The organism is Massilia scottii (assembly GCF_030846495.1).
GTDB classification, from domain to species: domain Bacteria; phylum Pseudomonadota; class Gammaproteobacteria; order Burkholderiales; family Burkholderiaceae_D; genus Telluria_A; species Telluria_A violaceinigra.
Window position 1 is genome coordinate 1 of sequence record NZ_JAVCWM010000016.1, and the last position, 15,608, is coordinate 15,608.

At 60.5% G+C, this 15,608-nt stretch carries 10 protein-coding genes; 9 read left to right on the top strand and 1 reads right to left on the bottom strand.

Going from position 1 to position 15,608, the window contains the following annotated elements; translation table 11 throughout:
• Nucleotides 1–2,010, bottom strand: a 2,010-nt coding sequence (locus RBA41_RS21410) for a class III lanthionine synthetase LanKC N-terminal domain-containing protein (protein ID WP_306626285.1), incomplete at its 3' end; no start/stop codon positions are given.
• A gap of 139 nt (nt 2,011–2,149) precedes the next feature.
• Here RBA41_RS21410 and RBA41_RS21415 point away from each other — a divergent pair.
• From RBA41_RS21415 to RBA41_RS21455, 9 genes are all read left to right on the top strand, one after another.
• Entirely contained in the window at nt 2,150–2,401 is a 252-nt protein-coding gene (locus RBA41_RS21415; RefSeq protein ID WP_306626286.1) for a hypothetical protein, read from the top strand.
• A gap of 1,674 nt (nt 2,402–4,075) precedes the next feature.
• On the top strand, nt 4,076–5,815 hold the full coding sequence (locus RBA41_RS21420) for an IlvD/Edd family dehydratase (protein WP_306626287.1): 1,740 nt from the start codon (nt 4,076–4,078) through the stop codon (nt 5,813–5,815).
• 107 nt (nt 5,816–5,922) lie between these two features.
• Entirely contained in the window at nt 5,923–6,915 is a 993-nt protein-coding gene (gene araD1, locus RBA41_RS21425) for an AraD1 family protein (RefSeq protein WP_306626288.1), read from the top strand.
• Nucleotides 6,912–8,483 carry an aldehyde dehydrogenase (NADP(+)) gene (locus RBA41_RS21430; RefSeq protein WP_306626289.1) on the top strand — a complete coding sequence of 524 codons (1,572 nt, stop codon included), beginning with the start codon at nt 6,912–6,914 and terminating at the stop codon, nt 8,481–8,483. Before araD1 ends, RBA41_RS21430 begins: the two co-directional genes overlap by 4 nt.
• A 109-nt stretch (nt 8,484–8,592) precedes the next feature.
• A complete protein-coding gene (locus tag RBA41_RS21435) occupies nt 8,593–9,360 on the top strand; it encodes an SDR family NAD(P)-dependent oxidoreductase (protein ID WP_306626290.1) in 768 nt (255 codons plus the stop codon).
• A gap of 47 nt (nt 9,361–9,407) precedes the next feature.
• Entirely contained in the window at nt 9,408–10,964 is a 1,557-nt protein-coding gene (locus tag RBA41_RS21440; RefSeq protein WP_306626291.1) for an alpha-N-arabinofuranosidase, read from the top strand.
• Nucleotides 10,965–11,080: 116 nt separating this feature from the next.
• Nucleotides 11,081–12,100 (top strand): arabinan endo-1,5-alpha-L-arabinosidase, encoded by a 1,020-nt coding sequence (locus RBA41_RS21445; protein WP_306626292.1) that lies wholly within the window; start codon nt 11,081–11,083, stop codon nt 12,098–12,100.
• A gap of 10 nt (nt 12,101–12,110) precedes the next feature.
• Nucleotides 12,111–14,465, top strand: coding sequence for a glycoside hydrolase family 127 protein (locus RBA41_RS21450; protein ID WP_306626293.1), 2,355 nt, complete (start codon nt 12,111–12,113; stop codon nt 14,463–14,465).
• 177 nt (nt 14,466–14,642) lie between these two features.
• The gene (locus RBA41_RS21455; protein WP_306626294.1) at nt 14,643–15,602 is read left to right on the top strand and encodes an ABC transporter substrate-binding protein; all 960 of its coding nucleotides are present in this window, start codon (nt 14,643–14,645) and stop codon (nt 15,600–15,602) included.
• Nucleotides 15,603–15,608 lie beyond the last annotated feature (6 nt).

Here is a 15,608-nt window from a genome sequence, read left to right on the forward strand (position 1 = left end):
CAATGTCATGGCCAGATTGACTGCCGCGTCCAGGTAGCGGCCGTCTTTCAAGCGGAGATAGGCGGCGAGATTGGCCATGCCGATGCCGGCCATGCCGAAATAAAGCGAGTGATGGGCGTGCGTCAGCGGGCTGCGATTTGCATGCTTGAGCAATCGTTCCGCGGTTTCCCGATCCCCCGCCAGCAAGCAACACCATGCAATGCCGGAGGTACCGACCAGGAACCCGGGGGGGATCTCTTCCAGTTTAAGGGCCGCCAATTCATTGCGTTGGCGTTCGAGAGCGGGCAGGGGGATGTCGTAACCGCATGCCGACAGCGTATGAATAATGCCGGTCGCGCCGAAACCGAACGAACTCGGGTTGTCGCGCTGGCCAAAAGGGTCGACCGGGAACAGGGTGAATATCTTATCAAGCCGATAATTTGAAGTAATGAAGCGCGCCATCTGATCGCTGATTTCCATCGGCATATCCCCTTCCAGGGGGCGCCGCTTGATCGGCTGCTCGATCGTGTACTCACTCTGTTCGAGCAGGTCGGCAGCCTGGCTGCAGGTAATCTTATTATCGACCAGCTGCGTAATGATGGAGAGCGCCGGGGTGTTCGCCCAACCCACATCGGCCACCAATCTCGGCAAGACGGCGGTAAATAGATCTTCGCGCAGGAACTGCATTGCAGCAATCGGGAAGATTGCATACATCATGATCACACCGATCGCGAACGTATCGTCGTCGTAGGTGCTGTTCAGCTCGCGTCCCTTGGATGGGATGCGGAACTCGGGCGTATGCAGGCGTTGTGGCTCATCAATGCCCGGGCGGAATGCGCCTTCCAGGTCGATGAATCGCACCGTCATGCTGTCCCTGTCAACCAGGATGTTTTTTGGCGACACGTCGCCGATAACGATGCCCTGTTCGTGGATACGCGCCATGCCGCGCAGGGCACTGCTAAATGCCTTTTTATAGATATTGTAAAATTTTTCACTGGCGGCGATGGACGGCCGGGTGTCCACCAAGGGGCTTGATTCCAGCATCACCAGGCGTATGTCGGGAGCAGGAAAATACTCTTCAACGACGTAATAATTCTCCCAGTCCCGGAAAGAGTCGTAGATTTCGGGAGCAAGGCCGGTCCCACCGAGCAAACGGAGAATTTTTTCTTCCTGAACCAGGCGCGCCACGGCATCCATGTCGTCTTCACCCAGCTCGATATACGGGCGCGCCTCCTTGATGACCACCTGTCGCCCGCTTGCCGTTTCGGTTGAAAGGTAGACTCCTCCCGTATTCGAGAAACCAAGCGCTTCCTTCACCAGGTAGCGCCCGTTATTCAGAGTGAATTCGGCGTGATCAGGCTGTTCTTCGGGGAACGGATCGGAAGTCCACGGGGGAGTTTCGAAATACGGTGTCCGATGATCCGGAATTTGCTCGCCATCCGGTGAGAAAATGACCGGCTCTTTCTCGCTCGTGTACAGCAGTTTGGTAACGGAAGTAATGCCGCCATAGCGGTAGTAGAGGCAACGACAATCCTTGTAGCGCCGGTCCGACAAGATGTATGAACCGACGTCATCTTTCAAGACCGCATACGCCTTTTCGATGATTTCCCGGAATTTTTCGTCGGTAGGAGGATATAGCGTGATAAATTTTCCGGAACCGCCGCGCGACCATCGCTTCGATGTCATCATCTTGAGCGTTTCGGTGTCATTGGCGAACTTGAATTGAATATTGTTCTCAAGCGCCAGGGCTGCAACTTTGACAAGCAGGTTGCGGCAATTGGCCGCGATTGCAGACACGTGAATTTTCCACCCCTGGATCGGAAGCTTGTTCGATTCCGTGCGGTTGGCGGGAAGGATGTGGGTCCATACGTCCGAGCGATGTACTTTCCATGGCTCTGCGCGCCCTTCCAACATGGGGCGGACCAGGCTGATCAGCTCTTCGCCAGGTTGATAGTGCGTGTAACCGTGTTCGTAAAAACGCTTGCTGGGCCGAAGATAGGCTATTTTGTCGATGTGGCGCAGATCGCGCATGCCCCTAAGCTTCTTAACCATATTCTAGCTCCATTTGGTTTAATTCAACTGTTTTTGTAAAACAGTTTGTCTCTGAATTGAAAAGCTGTTTATTTCCGCGGCGTCGCATTGCGCGAGCACTCGTGCAGGTTGATCGCACATGCGGGGCGAACCGGGGTACTTGCATCACTATATCGCCGGATCTGATTTTTTTTACAGCAACATCGCGCTGGATATCCGTTTATACATGGCACACCGTCAGCGACATCCTTCCTGCATGATGCCCGGGTCGTTTGGCGATAATGCGGTCATTACTGGTTTGCGGCTTGATGCGCTGGCACGGTTAAAATCAAGAAAGATCGCTTTGGAATTTATATTCTCGGATAATTTCTTGAAAAAACAATTCGGGTAACTATAAAAAAAGTTACCCGAATGAATAGCCGGTCGCGATCAGGCGCAGCGACATGCGGCTGTTGAGCTGTTGCTCCCTTCCAGGCTGACATCCAGACACTGAAAATCAAACATGACAGTCTCTGGATGCGATGCCGGATTGGATTAGCAGCAACCCGCGCCCGAGCTGGTGCAGCTCTTTACTTCATCAACGGCTTTGTTGTAGTCGAGGCGTTGCAGATTCAAGATGCGATTCATTTTAAGTTTCCTAATAAATAGTGATTTGTGAATGCAAAGTTGCATCGGATTAGCAGCAGCCTGCGCCGGAGCTGGTGCAGCTTTTCACTTCGTCAACGGCTTTGCTGTAGTCCAGACGTTGCAAATTCAAAATACGGTTCATTTTAAGTCTCCTGAAAAAATGATGATTTATGAATCTGATGCGGAATCGAATTAGCAGCAGCCGGCGCCGGAGCTGGTGCAGCTTTTCACTTGGTCTTCAATGGCTTTGCTGTAGTCCAGGCGTTGCAGATTCAAGATACGGTTCATTTTAAAACTCCTAATTTTTAGTTATGGATGTGATTCCGAAACCGATAGGCAGCAGGCTGCGCATCGCGCTCCGGATAAAATGCCCTACGCTTAAAAACCCTCGACATTGCATACCTGCAGAATAAGCAATCGCCCTCTGGTGCCGGTTTCTTTTTCGATTATACGAATAGCCCCGGACCAGTGATCGCTTATCAATTCATGTATTGTCAAAAGCAGATTCACTATATGTGAGTCTTTTTTTTTAGTCAACAATTTTTTCCTGTCATTGTTGAAAATTTTTATATGCGGCATAGCGCCCTCAACGGCGGGCTTTTCCCTGTTCTCTTACCGGCCGGGGACGCGCGCATTTACCCGCATTACATGAATTAAAGGATGCTCGGAATAGCGCTGCTTTTGTTTGGCCGACGCGGGACGCGCGGCGTTGCCCGCATTGCATAAGTTAAAGAGTGTCCGGAATATCAGCGCATGTGTTTCTTCCGATCCGGAAGGTGCGTCATTACCCTTTTTGCGTGAATCCAGGCGTGCTCGGAATAGCCGTGCTTTTACTATTGCCAGTCACCGCAACGCTTGAAAGCGTGCGCCGTTGTGGGCGTGGCGCATTGGTCGCCTGCTTTCCAGTCCGCGTGGTTTATCGATGACTCATCGCGGCAGCGCTTATCTTTGAAACGTGGCTTCCAGATGGCCTGGCGCGAGGTTGCAGATCGTATGCATAAATTCGACGGCGCCTGCGGAAAACGAGAGTTCGGTATCCATGATGAAAACGGTCGCACGTGCTGCGGCTGGAAGACAAACCACGCATCCGCGAAGCTGGCGGTTTCCCGGCCGAGTTCCCGGTCTTTCCCGACTGCGCCCTTCCAAGGGCGTATGGTTTGGAGTGGAAACTATTTCTTGAATGCAATGATGTTTGCGGCAGGCTCAAGCCGAAAACGCGTAGTAAACAGGCCGATTTCCCTGGCGGGGAGTGGGCCTTTTTTTGGCCGCCATGGCATCGGCCATCCCTGTGGCCGGCACGCCGATTAATACCATAATCGATATCACTATCGCAGAAAAAGTGATTGGAAAGGCATCCCAAGAATCTTTAGTATCCCTCTATCGCTGACCGAACGACGACATGAGTTCGAGACGGCATCAGAATAACCAGGAGGAATACATGTCTGAGACGAAAAAGCCGAAACTGCGCTCCGCGGAGTGGTTCGGCACCCAGGATAAAAACGGTTTCATGTACCGCAGCTGGATGAAAAACCAGGGCATCCCCGACCACGAGTTTCAAGGCAAGCCGATCATCGGCATCTGCAATACCTGGTCCGAACTGACTCCTTGCAACGCCCATTTCCGCCAACTGGCCGAACACGTCAAGAAGGGCATCCTCGAAGCCGGCGGCTTCCCGGTCGAGTTCCCGGTCTTTTCCAACGGCGAATCGAACCTGCGCCCGACCGCCATGCTCACCCGTAACCTGGCCAGCATGGATGTGGAAGAATCGATCCGCGGCAATCCGATGGATGCGGTCGTGCTGCTGGTCGGCTGCGACAAGACCACGCCAGCCCTGCTGATGGGCGCGGCCAGCGTCGACCTGCCGACCATCGTCGTCAGCGGCGGTCCCATGCTCAACGGTAAGCTGAACGGCAAGAACATCGGTTCCGGCACCGCCGTCTGGCAGCTGCACGAACAGATGAAGGCCGGCACCATCACCCTGCACCAGTTCATGTCCGCCGAGTCCGGCATGTCGCGCTCGGCCGGCACCTGCAACACCATGGGCACGGCTTCGACCATGGCCTGCATGGCCGAAGCGCTCGGTACTTCGCTGCCGCACAACGCCGCCATTCCGGCGGTCGATTCGCGCCGCTACGTGCTGGCCCATATGTCGGGCATCCGCATCGTCGAGATGGTGCAGGAAGACCTGCGCCTGTCCAAGATCCTGACGCGCGAAGCGTTCGAGAATGCGATCAAGGTCAACGCCGCCATCGGTGGCTCGACCAACGCCGTGATCCACCTGAAGGCGATTGCCGGGCGCATCGGCGTGCCGCTCGAGCTGGAAGACTGGACCGTCATCGGCAAGGGCACCCCGACCATCGTCGACCTGCTGCCATCCGGCCGCTATCTGATGGAAGAGTTTTACTACGCCGGCGGCCTGCCGGGTGCGATCCGCCGCCTGGGCGAAGGCAAGCTGCTGCCGCACAAGCATGCGCTGACCGTCAACGGCAAGAGCCTGTGGCAGAACTGCGAAGAAGCGCCGATCTACGACGACGAGGTGATCCGTCCGCTGGCCAAGCCGCTGATCGAGGATGGCGGCATCTGCATCCTGCGCGGCAACCTGGCGCCGCGCGGCGCCGTGCTCAAGCCGTCGGCCGCCTCGCCGCACCTGATGAAGCACCGCGGCAAGGCCGTCGTATTCGAAGATTTCGAGCACTACAAGAGTCGTATCCTCGATCCGGATCTGGATGTCGATGCCGATTCGATCCTCGTGATGAAAAATTGCGGACCGAAGGGTTATCCCGGCATGGCCGAGGTAGGCAACATGGGTTTGCCGCCCAAGCTGCTGGCCCAGGGCGTGACCGACATGGTGCGCATTTCGGACGCGCGCATGAGCGGCACCGCCTACGGCACCGTGGTGCTGCACGTGGCACCGGAAGCGATGGCCGGCGGTCCGCTGGGCATCGTGCAGGATGGCGACTTCATCGCGCTCGACTGCCACAACGGCAGCCTGAACCTGGACATTTCCGACGATGAAATGGCCAGCCGCCTGGCTGCCCGTGCCGGATCGCAAGCGCCGGTGGCCAAGAGCGGCTACCAGAAGCTGTACATCGACCACGTGCTGCAAGCCGATGAAGGCTGCGACTTCGACTTCCTGCTCGGCAGCCGCGGTTCGGCGGTGCCGCGCCATTCCCATTAACTGCGCCGGATTTCAGGTCTGGCATCCATACGGGCTCACCCGCTTCGCGCTTGAGCCTGTGTCTGCTTGCCGCACCTGGAACCGCGCCAGCGTTCACCGGAGACCCCATGTTACTCGTCCAATTTACCAATGAAGCCGGCGCGCGCCGCGTTGCCGTGCTCGAGCAAGACCAGCTGCGCGTCGTCGACGGCTACGCCAGCACCTACGCCCTGGCGCGCCAGGCGATCGCCAGCACGACCAAACTGGCCGAACTGGCCGCTGCCGCCATCGGTGCCGAAGTCCATTCCTATGAAGCCGTCGCCACCTCCGGCCGCCTGCTGGCGCCGCTCGACCACGCCGACGCGGCCCACTGCTACGTCACCGGCACCGGCCTGACCCACCTGGGCAGCGCCGACACGCGCGACGCCATGCACAAGAAAATCGGCGGCGACGTCGAGACCCTGAGCGACAGCATGAAAATGTTCCGCATGGGCGTGGAAGGCGGCAAGCCGGCCGACGGCGCGCGCGGCGTGCAGCCGGAATGGTTCTACAAGGGCGACGGTTCGGTGGTGCGCGCCAGCGGCCAGCCGCTGCGGATGCCCGACTTCGCCCTCGATGGCGGCGAGGAACCGGAAATCGCAGGCCTGTACCTGATCGGCGACGATGGCCAGCCGCACCGCCTCGGCTACGCCATCGGCAACGAATTCTCGGACCACGTGACCGAGCGCCAGAATTATCTGTACCTGGCCCACTCCAAGCTGCGCAACTGCGGCCTCGGCCCGGCATTGCTGGTCGGCGACCTGCCAGCCCACGTGGCCGGCACCTCGCGCATCATCGGCACCGATGGAAAAGTGCGCTGGGAAAAGGCGTTCGTGAGCGGCGAGCAGAATATGTCGCACTCGATCGCCAACCTGGAATACCACCATTTCAAGTACGGCCTGTTCAACCGCGCCGGGGACGTCCACATCCATTTCTTCGGCACCGCCACCTTGAGCGTGGCCGATAACATCACGGTCCTGGCCGGCGAAACGTTCGAGATCGCATCTCCCGTCTTCGGTCCGGCCCTGCGCAACCGTCTCGACCGTGAACCATCCACCTTTACGAAAGTGAACGCCTTATGACCCTTACCGGTGAAGCACTGATTGGCGGCCACGCAGTGCGCGGCAATGGCGGCTCCTTCCAGGCGTTCGACCCGTCCACGCGCGCGCCGATCGAGCCGGCCTTTTACATGGTCGATGCCGGCCAGATCGACGAAGCTTGCCGCCTGGCGGAAGCGGCCTTCGATCCGTTCCGCGCGACCAGCAATGAAGCGCGTGCCACTTTTCTTGAAACCATCGCGGCCCAGATCCTGGAACTCGGCGACGAGCTGATCGTGCGCGCGATGACGGAGTCCGGCCTGCCGCGCGCCCGTCTCGAAGGCGAGCGTGGCCGCACGATGGGCCAGCTGAAGCTGTTCGCCGACCTGCTGCGCGAAGGCTCGTGGGCCGATGTGCGTATCGACAGCGCCCTGCCTGACCGCCAGCCCTTGCCGCGTCCCGACCTGCGCCTGCGCATGATCGGCCTGGGCCCGGTTGCGGTGTTCGCGGCGAGTAACTTCCCGCTGGCCTTTTCGGTGGCCGGCGGCGATACCGCTGCCGCGCTGGCCGCCGGATGCCCGGTCGTGCTCAAAGCCCATTCGGCCCATCCCGGCACCTCGGAACTGGTGGCGCGTGCGGTGGTCAAAGCGATTGAGCTGTGCAAGCTGCCGGCCGGCGTGTTCGCGCTCCTGACCGGTACCGGCAACGGCATCGGCCAGGGCCTGGTGGCGCATCCGTCGATCAAGGCGGTTGGCTTTACCGGTTCGCGTTCCGGCGGACAAGCGCTGATGGGCGTGGCGGCCGCGCGTGCGCAGCCGATTCCCGTGTATGCGGAAATGAGCAGCATCAATCCGTTTTTCCTGATGCCGGCGGCGCTGGCCGCGCGCGGCGAGCAGATCGCCACCGCCTTTGCCGCGTCGATGACGATGGGCGTGGGCCAGTTCTGCACCAACCCGGGCCTCGTGCTGGGATTGAAAGGGCCGCAATTCGACCGCTTTGCCGAGAAGGCCGCGCAGGCGCTGTCCAGCATCGAGGCGGGGACGATGCTGACGGCGGGTATCGCCTCGGCCTATCAGAGCGGCGTGCACAAGCTGGCGCAGCACGAGGCGGTTGATGCGTTGAAGGAAGCGACGCACACCGAAGGCAAGGGCGGTCCGGCGCTGTTCCGCACCAGCGGCAAGGCTTTCCTGACCGAGCAGGCGCTGCACGGCGAGATTTTCGGACCGGCCTCGCTGCTGGTCGCTTGCGACAGCATGGAGGAAATGCGCGCCATCACCGAAAGCCTGGAAGGGCAGTTGACGGCCACGGTGCAGATGGATGAGGGCGACACGGAACTGGTGCGTGCCTTGCTGCCTGTGCTGGAACGCAAAGTGGGGCGGATTCTGGCCAACGGCATGCCGACCGGCGTGGAAGTGTCGACCGCCATGGTGCACGGCGGGCCGTTCCCGGCCACGTCGGACGGGCGCAGCAGCTCGGTTGGGACGGCGGCGATCCAGCGTTTCCTGCGGCCGGTGTGCTACCAGAACCTGGCCCAAAGCTTGTTGCCGGACGTGCTGCGCGATGATAATGAGGGCGTATGGCGCCGCCGCGATGGGGCGTTGACGAAGGCTTGAACCCCCGTCTTTTCCACCAAAATCAGCACCGTCAAATGTAGCGCCGTCATCCCCGCCAAGGGGGCCGCCCAGGCCGGGGCTGACGGCAGATAAAAACGTTGGAGACACCATGAAAAAATCAGCCACCTACCCGAGCCTGCAAGGCAAACGGGTCTTCATCACCGGCGGCGGCACCGGCATCGGCGAGTCGCTGGTTGCCTCCTTCGCCGCCCAGGGCGCGCAGGTCGCTTTTGTGGACATCGCGCGCGAGGCCAGCGAAGCGCTGTGCCTGCGCATCGCCGGATCCGGCGCGCCGGCACCGGTGTTCCGCTACTGCGACATCACCGACATCCCCGCCCTCCAATCGACGATGGCCGAGCTGGCCACCCAATTGGGCGACTTCGACATCCTGGTCAACAACGCCGCCAACGACCAGCGCCACCAGACCGAAGACGTAACCGTCGACTTCTACGACCAGCGCATCGCCATCAACCAGCGCCCCATGTTCTTCACCTGCCAGTCGGTCCTGGCCGGCATGAAGAAGAAGGGCGCCGGTTCCATCATCAATGTCGGTTCCATGTCGTGGCACGCCAAGAACGGCGGCTACCCGGTGTACACGTCCACCAAGGCAGCCACGGTCGGCCTGACCCGCGGCCTGGCGCGCGACTTCGGCGCCCATGGCATCCGCGTCAACACCGTCACGCCCGGCTGGGTCATGACCCAGCGCCAGCTCGATCTGTGGGTCGACGAGGCCGGCAAGGCTGACATCAAGCGCAACCAGTGCCTGCCCGGCCCGCTGATGCCGGACGACATATCGGCCATGATCCTGTTCCTCGCGTCCGACGACAGCGCCATGTGCACCGGACAGGACTTCATCGTCGACGCCGGCTGGATCTGACGCCACATTCACGTAGCACCCAAAATAAGAACGATTCAGGAGACAGCATGAACATCATCAAGCACAGCATTGCCGCCATCAGTCTGGTCACCATCAGCGCGTGGCCCGCGTTTGCCGCCAATCAGGTCAGCGTGACGATCGATGCCGGCAAGCCGGGGCCGGTCATCAACAAGAATGTCTACGGTCAGTTCGCCGAACACCTCGGTACCGGCATCTACGAAGGCATGTACGTCGGCACCAGCTCGAAAATTCCGAACACCAAGGGCTGGCGCAACGATGTCGTCGGCGCGCTCAAGCAATTGCACGTGCCGCTGGTGCGCTGGCCGGGCGGCTGCTTCGCCGATGAATACCACTGGAAAGACGGCATCGGCCCGCGCGCCAGGCGCCCGGTCAAGGTCAATACCAACTGGGGCGGGGTGGAAGAGAGCAATGCCGTCGGCACGCACGAATTCTTCGATCTGGTCGATCTGCTCGGTGCCGACGCCTACGTGAACGGCAACCTGGGCTCCGGCACGGTGCAGGAAATGGCGGACTGGGTCGAGTACATGACGTCCGACAGCAAATCGAGCCTGGCCAACCTGCGCCGCAAGAATGGCCGCGACAAGCCGTTCAAGGTGGCGTACTTCGCGATCGGCAATGAAGCCTGGGGTTGCGGCGGCAATATGACGCCTGAGCACTACACCAATCTGTACAAGAATTACGAAACAATGCTCAAGGCGCCGAAGGAAAACCGGCCGTTGATGATCGCCAGCGGCGGCAACGACTACGACACCAAGTGGACCGACGTCATCAGCAAGAACGCGAAGGCCCAGACCTCGGCCATCAGCTTCCACTACTACACCATCCCGACCGGCAAGTGGGAAGGCAAGGGTGCAGCCACCGGCTTTGCCGAGCCGCACTGGATCTCGACCCTGGCGAACACCTTGAAAATCGATTCGATGATCAAGAACAACATCGCCGTGCTGGACAAGAACGATCCGGAGAAAAAGATTGGCTTGTACGTGGATGAATGGGGCACCTGGTACGACGTCGAGACCGGCACCACGCCCGGCTTCCTGTACCAGCAGAACACCTTGCGCGATGCGGTGGTGGCTGCGCTCAATTTCAACATTTTCCACCAGCATGCCGACCGCGTCCAGATGACCAATATCGCGCAGATGGTCAATGTGCTGCAGGCCATGATCCTGACGGAAAAGGACAAGATGCTCCTGACACCGACCTATCACGCCTTCCACATGTATGTGCCGTTCCAGGATGCGACGTCGCTGCCGGTGACGGTGGCACACGACCAGGCCTACACGCTGGGCGAGACGACGATTCCGGGCATCAGTGCCTCGGCGGCGCGCGCCAAGGATGGCAAGCTGTACCTGTCGCTGGTGAATACGAATCCGGGCCAGCCGGCTGATGTGGTGGTCAATGTGGCGGGCAAGCAGCTGGCCGGTGCAAACGGCCGCGTGCTGACGGCGACGGCCATGGACGCGCACAACACCTTCCAGAACCCGCAGGCCATCAAGCCGGCGCCGTTCAGTGCCAGGGCGAGTGGCGGTAAACTGACGGTTACCGTGCCGGCGAAAGCTGTCGTGGTGGTTGCGCTGGAAGGCTGATCAGCGTCTTTTTCGCTCAACCTTAACTTCGTCGTTCCCGCCGAGTGCCGCCTTGGCGCGGGAAGTCGTTTCTGGCAGTGCCAGGAACGACGGTTTTGAGTCTAACGGGAATCCATATGCGTCAATCCATCCAGCTATTCGTCTGCACCGCAGGCCTGCTCTTCACCACCGTCACCACCACCGTCCACGCCAAACAAGTCAGCGTCCACGACCCCGTCATGGCCAAGGAAGGCAAGACCTTCTACCTGTTCAGCACCGGCCCCGGCATCACCTTCTACAGTTCCGCCGACATGCGCAACTGGAAGGAAGAAGGGCGGGTCTTCCCCGGTGAACCCGCCTGGGCCAGGAAAGCCGCTCCCAGCTTCAACGACCATATCTGGGCACCGGACATCTACTTCCACAACGGTAAATACTACCTCTACTACTCCGTCTCCGGCTTCGGCAAAAACACGTCCGGCATCGGCGTGACCATCAACGCCACCCTGAACCCGCGCGCGGCCAACTATCAATGGCAAGACCAGGGCATGGTCCTGCAATCGATCCCCGGACGCGACAACTGGAACGCCATCGACCCCAATATCGTCGACGACAGCAGCGGCACGCCGTGGATGTCGTTCGGCTCGTTCTGGAGCGGCATCAAGCTGGTCAAGCTCGACGCCTCCCGCACGCGCCTGGCCGAGCCGCAGGCCTGGCACACGATCGCCCAGCGCACGCGGCCGGCCGGCATCGCTGACGAAGAGGCTGGCCCGGCGGAAATCGAAGCACCGCACATCCTCCAGAAGAATGGCTATTACTACCTGTTCGTCTCCTGGGGCCTGTGCTGCAAGAAGGAAGCGAGCACCTACCACGTGGTGATGGGCCGCTCGAAGGACGTCACCGGCCCCTATCTCGACCGCGCCGGCAAGGACATGGCCAAGGGCGGCGGCTCGCTGCTCATCGAAGGCAATGCGCAGTGGAAGGGTGTCGGCCACAACAGCGCCTACAGCATCGACGGCAAGGACCTGCTGGTGATGCACGCCTACGAAACGGCCGACAACTACCTGCAAAAGCTCAAAATCCTCGACATGAAGTGGGACAAGGATGGCTGGCCGTCGGTCGATGCGCAAGACCTGAACCGCTACCAGAGCAAGCAATAGTAAGGACGCCATGAAACACCTCCTTGCAGCCGCGCTGATGGCGGCGTGCGCACTGCCGGCCATCGCCGCCGAACGCTTTGCGCTGGCCGACGTGCGCCTCACCGCCAGCCCTTTGCTCGACGCCCAGAACACCAACCTGCGCTACCTGATGGCGCTCGAACCCGACAAGCTGCTGGCGCCGTTTCGCCGTGAAGCCGGTCTTCCGCTCAAGCAGGAAAGCTATGGCAACTGGGAGTCGAGCGGGCTCGACGGCCACATGGGAGGCCATTACCTGTCGGCCATGGCGCTGATGGCCGCAGCCAGCGGCGACAAGGAAGTGCTGGCACGCCTGAACTACACCATCGCCGAACTCAAGAAGTGCCAGGATGCGAACGGCAACGGCTATCTGGGCGGCATTCCGGGCGGCAGCGATGCATGGCAAGCCATCGCCAAGGGCAAGCTGGAGGCGGACAACTTTTCGGTCAACGGCAAGTGGGTTCCCTGGTACAACCTGCACAAGGTCTACGCGGGCTTGCGCGACGCTTATCATTACGCCGGCAACGAGGACGCGCGCGCGATGCTGATCGCGCTGTCGGACTGGGCCTTGAAGCTGACCGCCACGCTCACGCCGCAACAGATGCAAGCGATGCTGCGCAGCGAGCACGGCGGCATGAACGAAGTCTTCGCCGACGTCTACCAGATGACGGGCGACAAAAAATACCTGGAATTGGCGAAGCGCTTTTCGCACCAGGCGATCCTGGAGCCGCTGCTGACGTCCCAGGACAAGCTGACCGGCCTGCACGCGAACACGCAAATTCCCAAGGTCATCGGTTTTCAGCGCATCGGCGAGCTGAGCGGTGAGCCGAAGTGGCATGATGCCGCCCGCTATTTCTGGACCACGGTACGCGAACGGCGCACGGTCGCCATCGGCGGCAACAGCGTGAAGGAACACTTCCACGACGATCAGGATTTTTCGCCGATGGTAAACGAGGTGGAGGGGCCCGAGACCTGCAACACCTACAATATGCTGCGCCTTACCGAGATGCTGTTCCTCAAGGACCAGCAGGTGCGCTACACCGATTATATGGAGCGGGCGCTGTACAACCACATCCTGTCGTCGCAGCGGCCCTCGGACGGCGGCTTCGTGTATTTCACGCCCATGCGGCCGAATCATTACCGCGTGTATTCGCAAGCCGACAAGGCGATGTGGTGCTGCGTCGGGTCCGGTATCGAAAGCCAGTCGAAGTACGGCGAATTCATCTACGCGCACGATGGCGACGCGCTGTTCGTCAACCTGTTCATTCCCTCGACCTTGCACTGGCGCGCGCAGGACGTGAAGCTGACCCAGAGCACGCGCTTTCCGGACGAAGGCAAGACGCGGCTGACGATGGAGTCGGACAAGCCATTCACGCTCAAGCTGCGCTATCCGGGCTGGGTCAAGCGCGGGGCGATGCAGGTGAGGGTCAACGGCACGGCGGTGAAGGTCGACGCCGAGCCGGGTGCTTATGTGAGCCTGCGGCGCGCGTGGCGCAAGGGCGACACGGTCGATGTGACCTTGCCGATGCACACGACGCTGGAGCAAATGCCGGACAAGACCGACTATTACGCCGTCCTGCACGGTCCGATCGTGCTGGCGGCCAAGACCCGGTTGTTCGCCGGCGAAAAGCTGAACTTTGCCGCCGACGCGTCACGCATGGGGCATATTGCGTCGGGGCCGGTGTGTCCGCTGGAGGCTGCGCCGATTTTTGTGAGCAATACGCGCGATTTCGTCGCCCGGTTCAAGCCGGTCAAGGGCGAAGCGCTGACCTTCACGGCGCCGGGGCTGATTCGGGGCAAGGGCGCGGGAAGCTTGCGGCTGATTCCGTTTTTCCGGCTGCACGATTCGCGCTACATGGTGTACTGGCCCTTCTCGACGCCAGCCAATCTGGCGGTGACGCAGGCGGCAACCGCACGCGGCGAGGCGGAACGGCTGGCGCTCAATGCGCTGACCATCGACCAGGTGGCGCCGGGAGAGCAGCAGCCGGAGTCCGATCACGGCTATGAGGCGCAAGGGGGCGACGCGGGCGTGAACAAGGGCAAACACTGGCGGCACGCGAGCGGATGGTTCAGCTATGTACTGAGCGACCCGCAGCTGGAAGCAGCTGCGCTCAGGCTCAGTTTTTCGACGCTGGATGCGGGACGCAAGTTCGATGTGGTGGTCAATGGCGAGACGATCGCGGCGGTTGAGCTCGATGCGCCACCGGGGCAGGAGATATATACGCGCGATTTCGCGATTCCGAAGCCTATCGTCGCAGCCTCGGGCGGAAAAATGGTAGTGAAGTTTGTAGCGAGGCCCGGGTCGATCGCGGGCGGGTTATATAGCGTTCGCTTGTTGCGCGCTGGCTGATCTTCGATTTGCGTCGTTCCCGCGGGAACGACGCTGCAGTGGCTAGGCACGATGCACCGATACCTTTTCGGATATCGCAGATGTGAAAAAATTGATTGGATGGCTATGTGACTTTCTCCTAACATACAATAATAAAACGGAGTCCCGAATTCCACCCCTAATAACAGGAGACAACACATGAACACCACCCGCAGGGCCGTTCTGGCCACCGCATTGCTCGGCGCTTTCGCCACGTTACCCGCTCTCGCCGCAAAACCGCTGACCATCGGCTTTTCGCAAGTCGGCGCCGAAAGCGAATGGCGCACGGCCAATACCCTGTCGATCAAGGATGCCGCCAAGAAGGAAGGCATCAACCTGAAATTTGCCGACGCCCAGCAGCGCCAGGAAAACCAGGTCAAGGCGATCCGCTCCTTCATCGCCCAGCGCGTCGATGTGATTGCCTTCTCGCCGGTCGTGGAATCGGGTTGGGAAACCGTGCTGCGCGAAGCCAAGGCAGCAAAAATCCCCGTCATCCTCACCGATCGTGCTGTCAACGTCACCGATCAGTCGCTGTACGCCTCCTTCATCGGTTCCGACTTCGTCGAAGAGGGCCGCCGCGCCGGCCGCTGGCTGCTCGAACGCGCCGCCAAAACCCCCGATCGCACCTTCAACATCGTGGAACTCCAGGGCACCGTCGGCTCGGCGCCAGCCATCGACCGCAAGAACGGCTTTGCCGAAGTCATCGCCGCCAATCCCAAGCTGAAAATCACGCGCTCCCAGACCGGCGACTTTACCCGCGCCAAGGGCAAGGAAGTGATGGAAGCTTTCCTCAAGGCACAGGGCAAGAGCATCAACGTGCTCTACGCGCACAACGACGACATGGCCATCGGCGCCATCCAGGCGATTGAAGAGGCCGGCCTCAAGCCCGGCGTCGATATCCTGGTGATCTCGATCGACGGTGTGAAGGGGGCATTCCAGGCCATGATCGCCGGCAAGATGAACGTCACGGTCGAGTGCAGCCCGCTGCTCGGACCGCAACTGATGTCGATCGCGCGCGATGTCGTGGCAGGCAAGCCCGTGCCGAAGCGCATCACAACGGTCGAGGGCGTGTTCCCGGCTGAAGTGGCTGCCAAGGAACTGCCAAACCGCAAATACTAGGCCGCA

Coding starts and splice junctions, on each gene's coding strand:
- RBA41_RS21435 (WP_306626290.1), top strand. CDS start 8,593: ATGAAAAAATCAGCCACCTACCCGAGCCTGCAAGGCAAACGGGTCTTC.
- RBA41_RS21445 (WP_306626292.1), top strand. CDS start 11,081: ATGCGTCAATCCATCCAGCTATTCGTCTGCACCGCAGGCCTGCTCTTC.
- RBA41_RS21415 (WP_306626286.1), top strand. CDS start 2,150: ATGCGGGGCGAACCGGGGTACTTGCATCACTATATCGCCGGATCTGAT.
- RBA41_RS21450 (WP_306626293.1), top strand. CDS start 12,111: ATGAAACACCTCCTTGCAGCCGCGCTGATGGCGGCGTGCGCACTGCCG.
- RBA41_RS21455 (WP_306626294.1), top strand. CDS start 14,643: ATGAACACCACCCGCAGGGCCGTTCTGGCCACCGCATTGCTCGGCGCT.
- RBA41_RS21420 (WP_306626287.1), top strand. CDS start 4,076: ATGTCTGAGACGAAAAAGCCGAAACTGCGCTCCGCGGAGTGGTTCGGC.
- RBA41_RS21430 (WP_306626289.1), top strand. CDS start 6,912: ATGACCCTTACCGGTGAAGCACTGATTGGCGGCCACGCAGTGCGCGGC.
- RBA41_RS21440 (WP_306626291.1), top strand. CDS start 9,408: ATGAACATCATCAAGCACAGCATTGCCGCCATCAGTCTGGTCACCATC.
- araD1 (WP_306626288.1), top strand. CDS start 5,923: ATGTTACTCGTCCAATTTACCAATGAAGCCGGCGCGCGCCGCGTTGCC.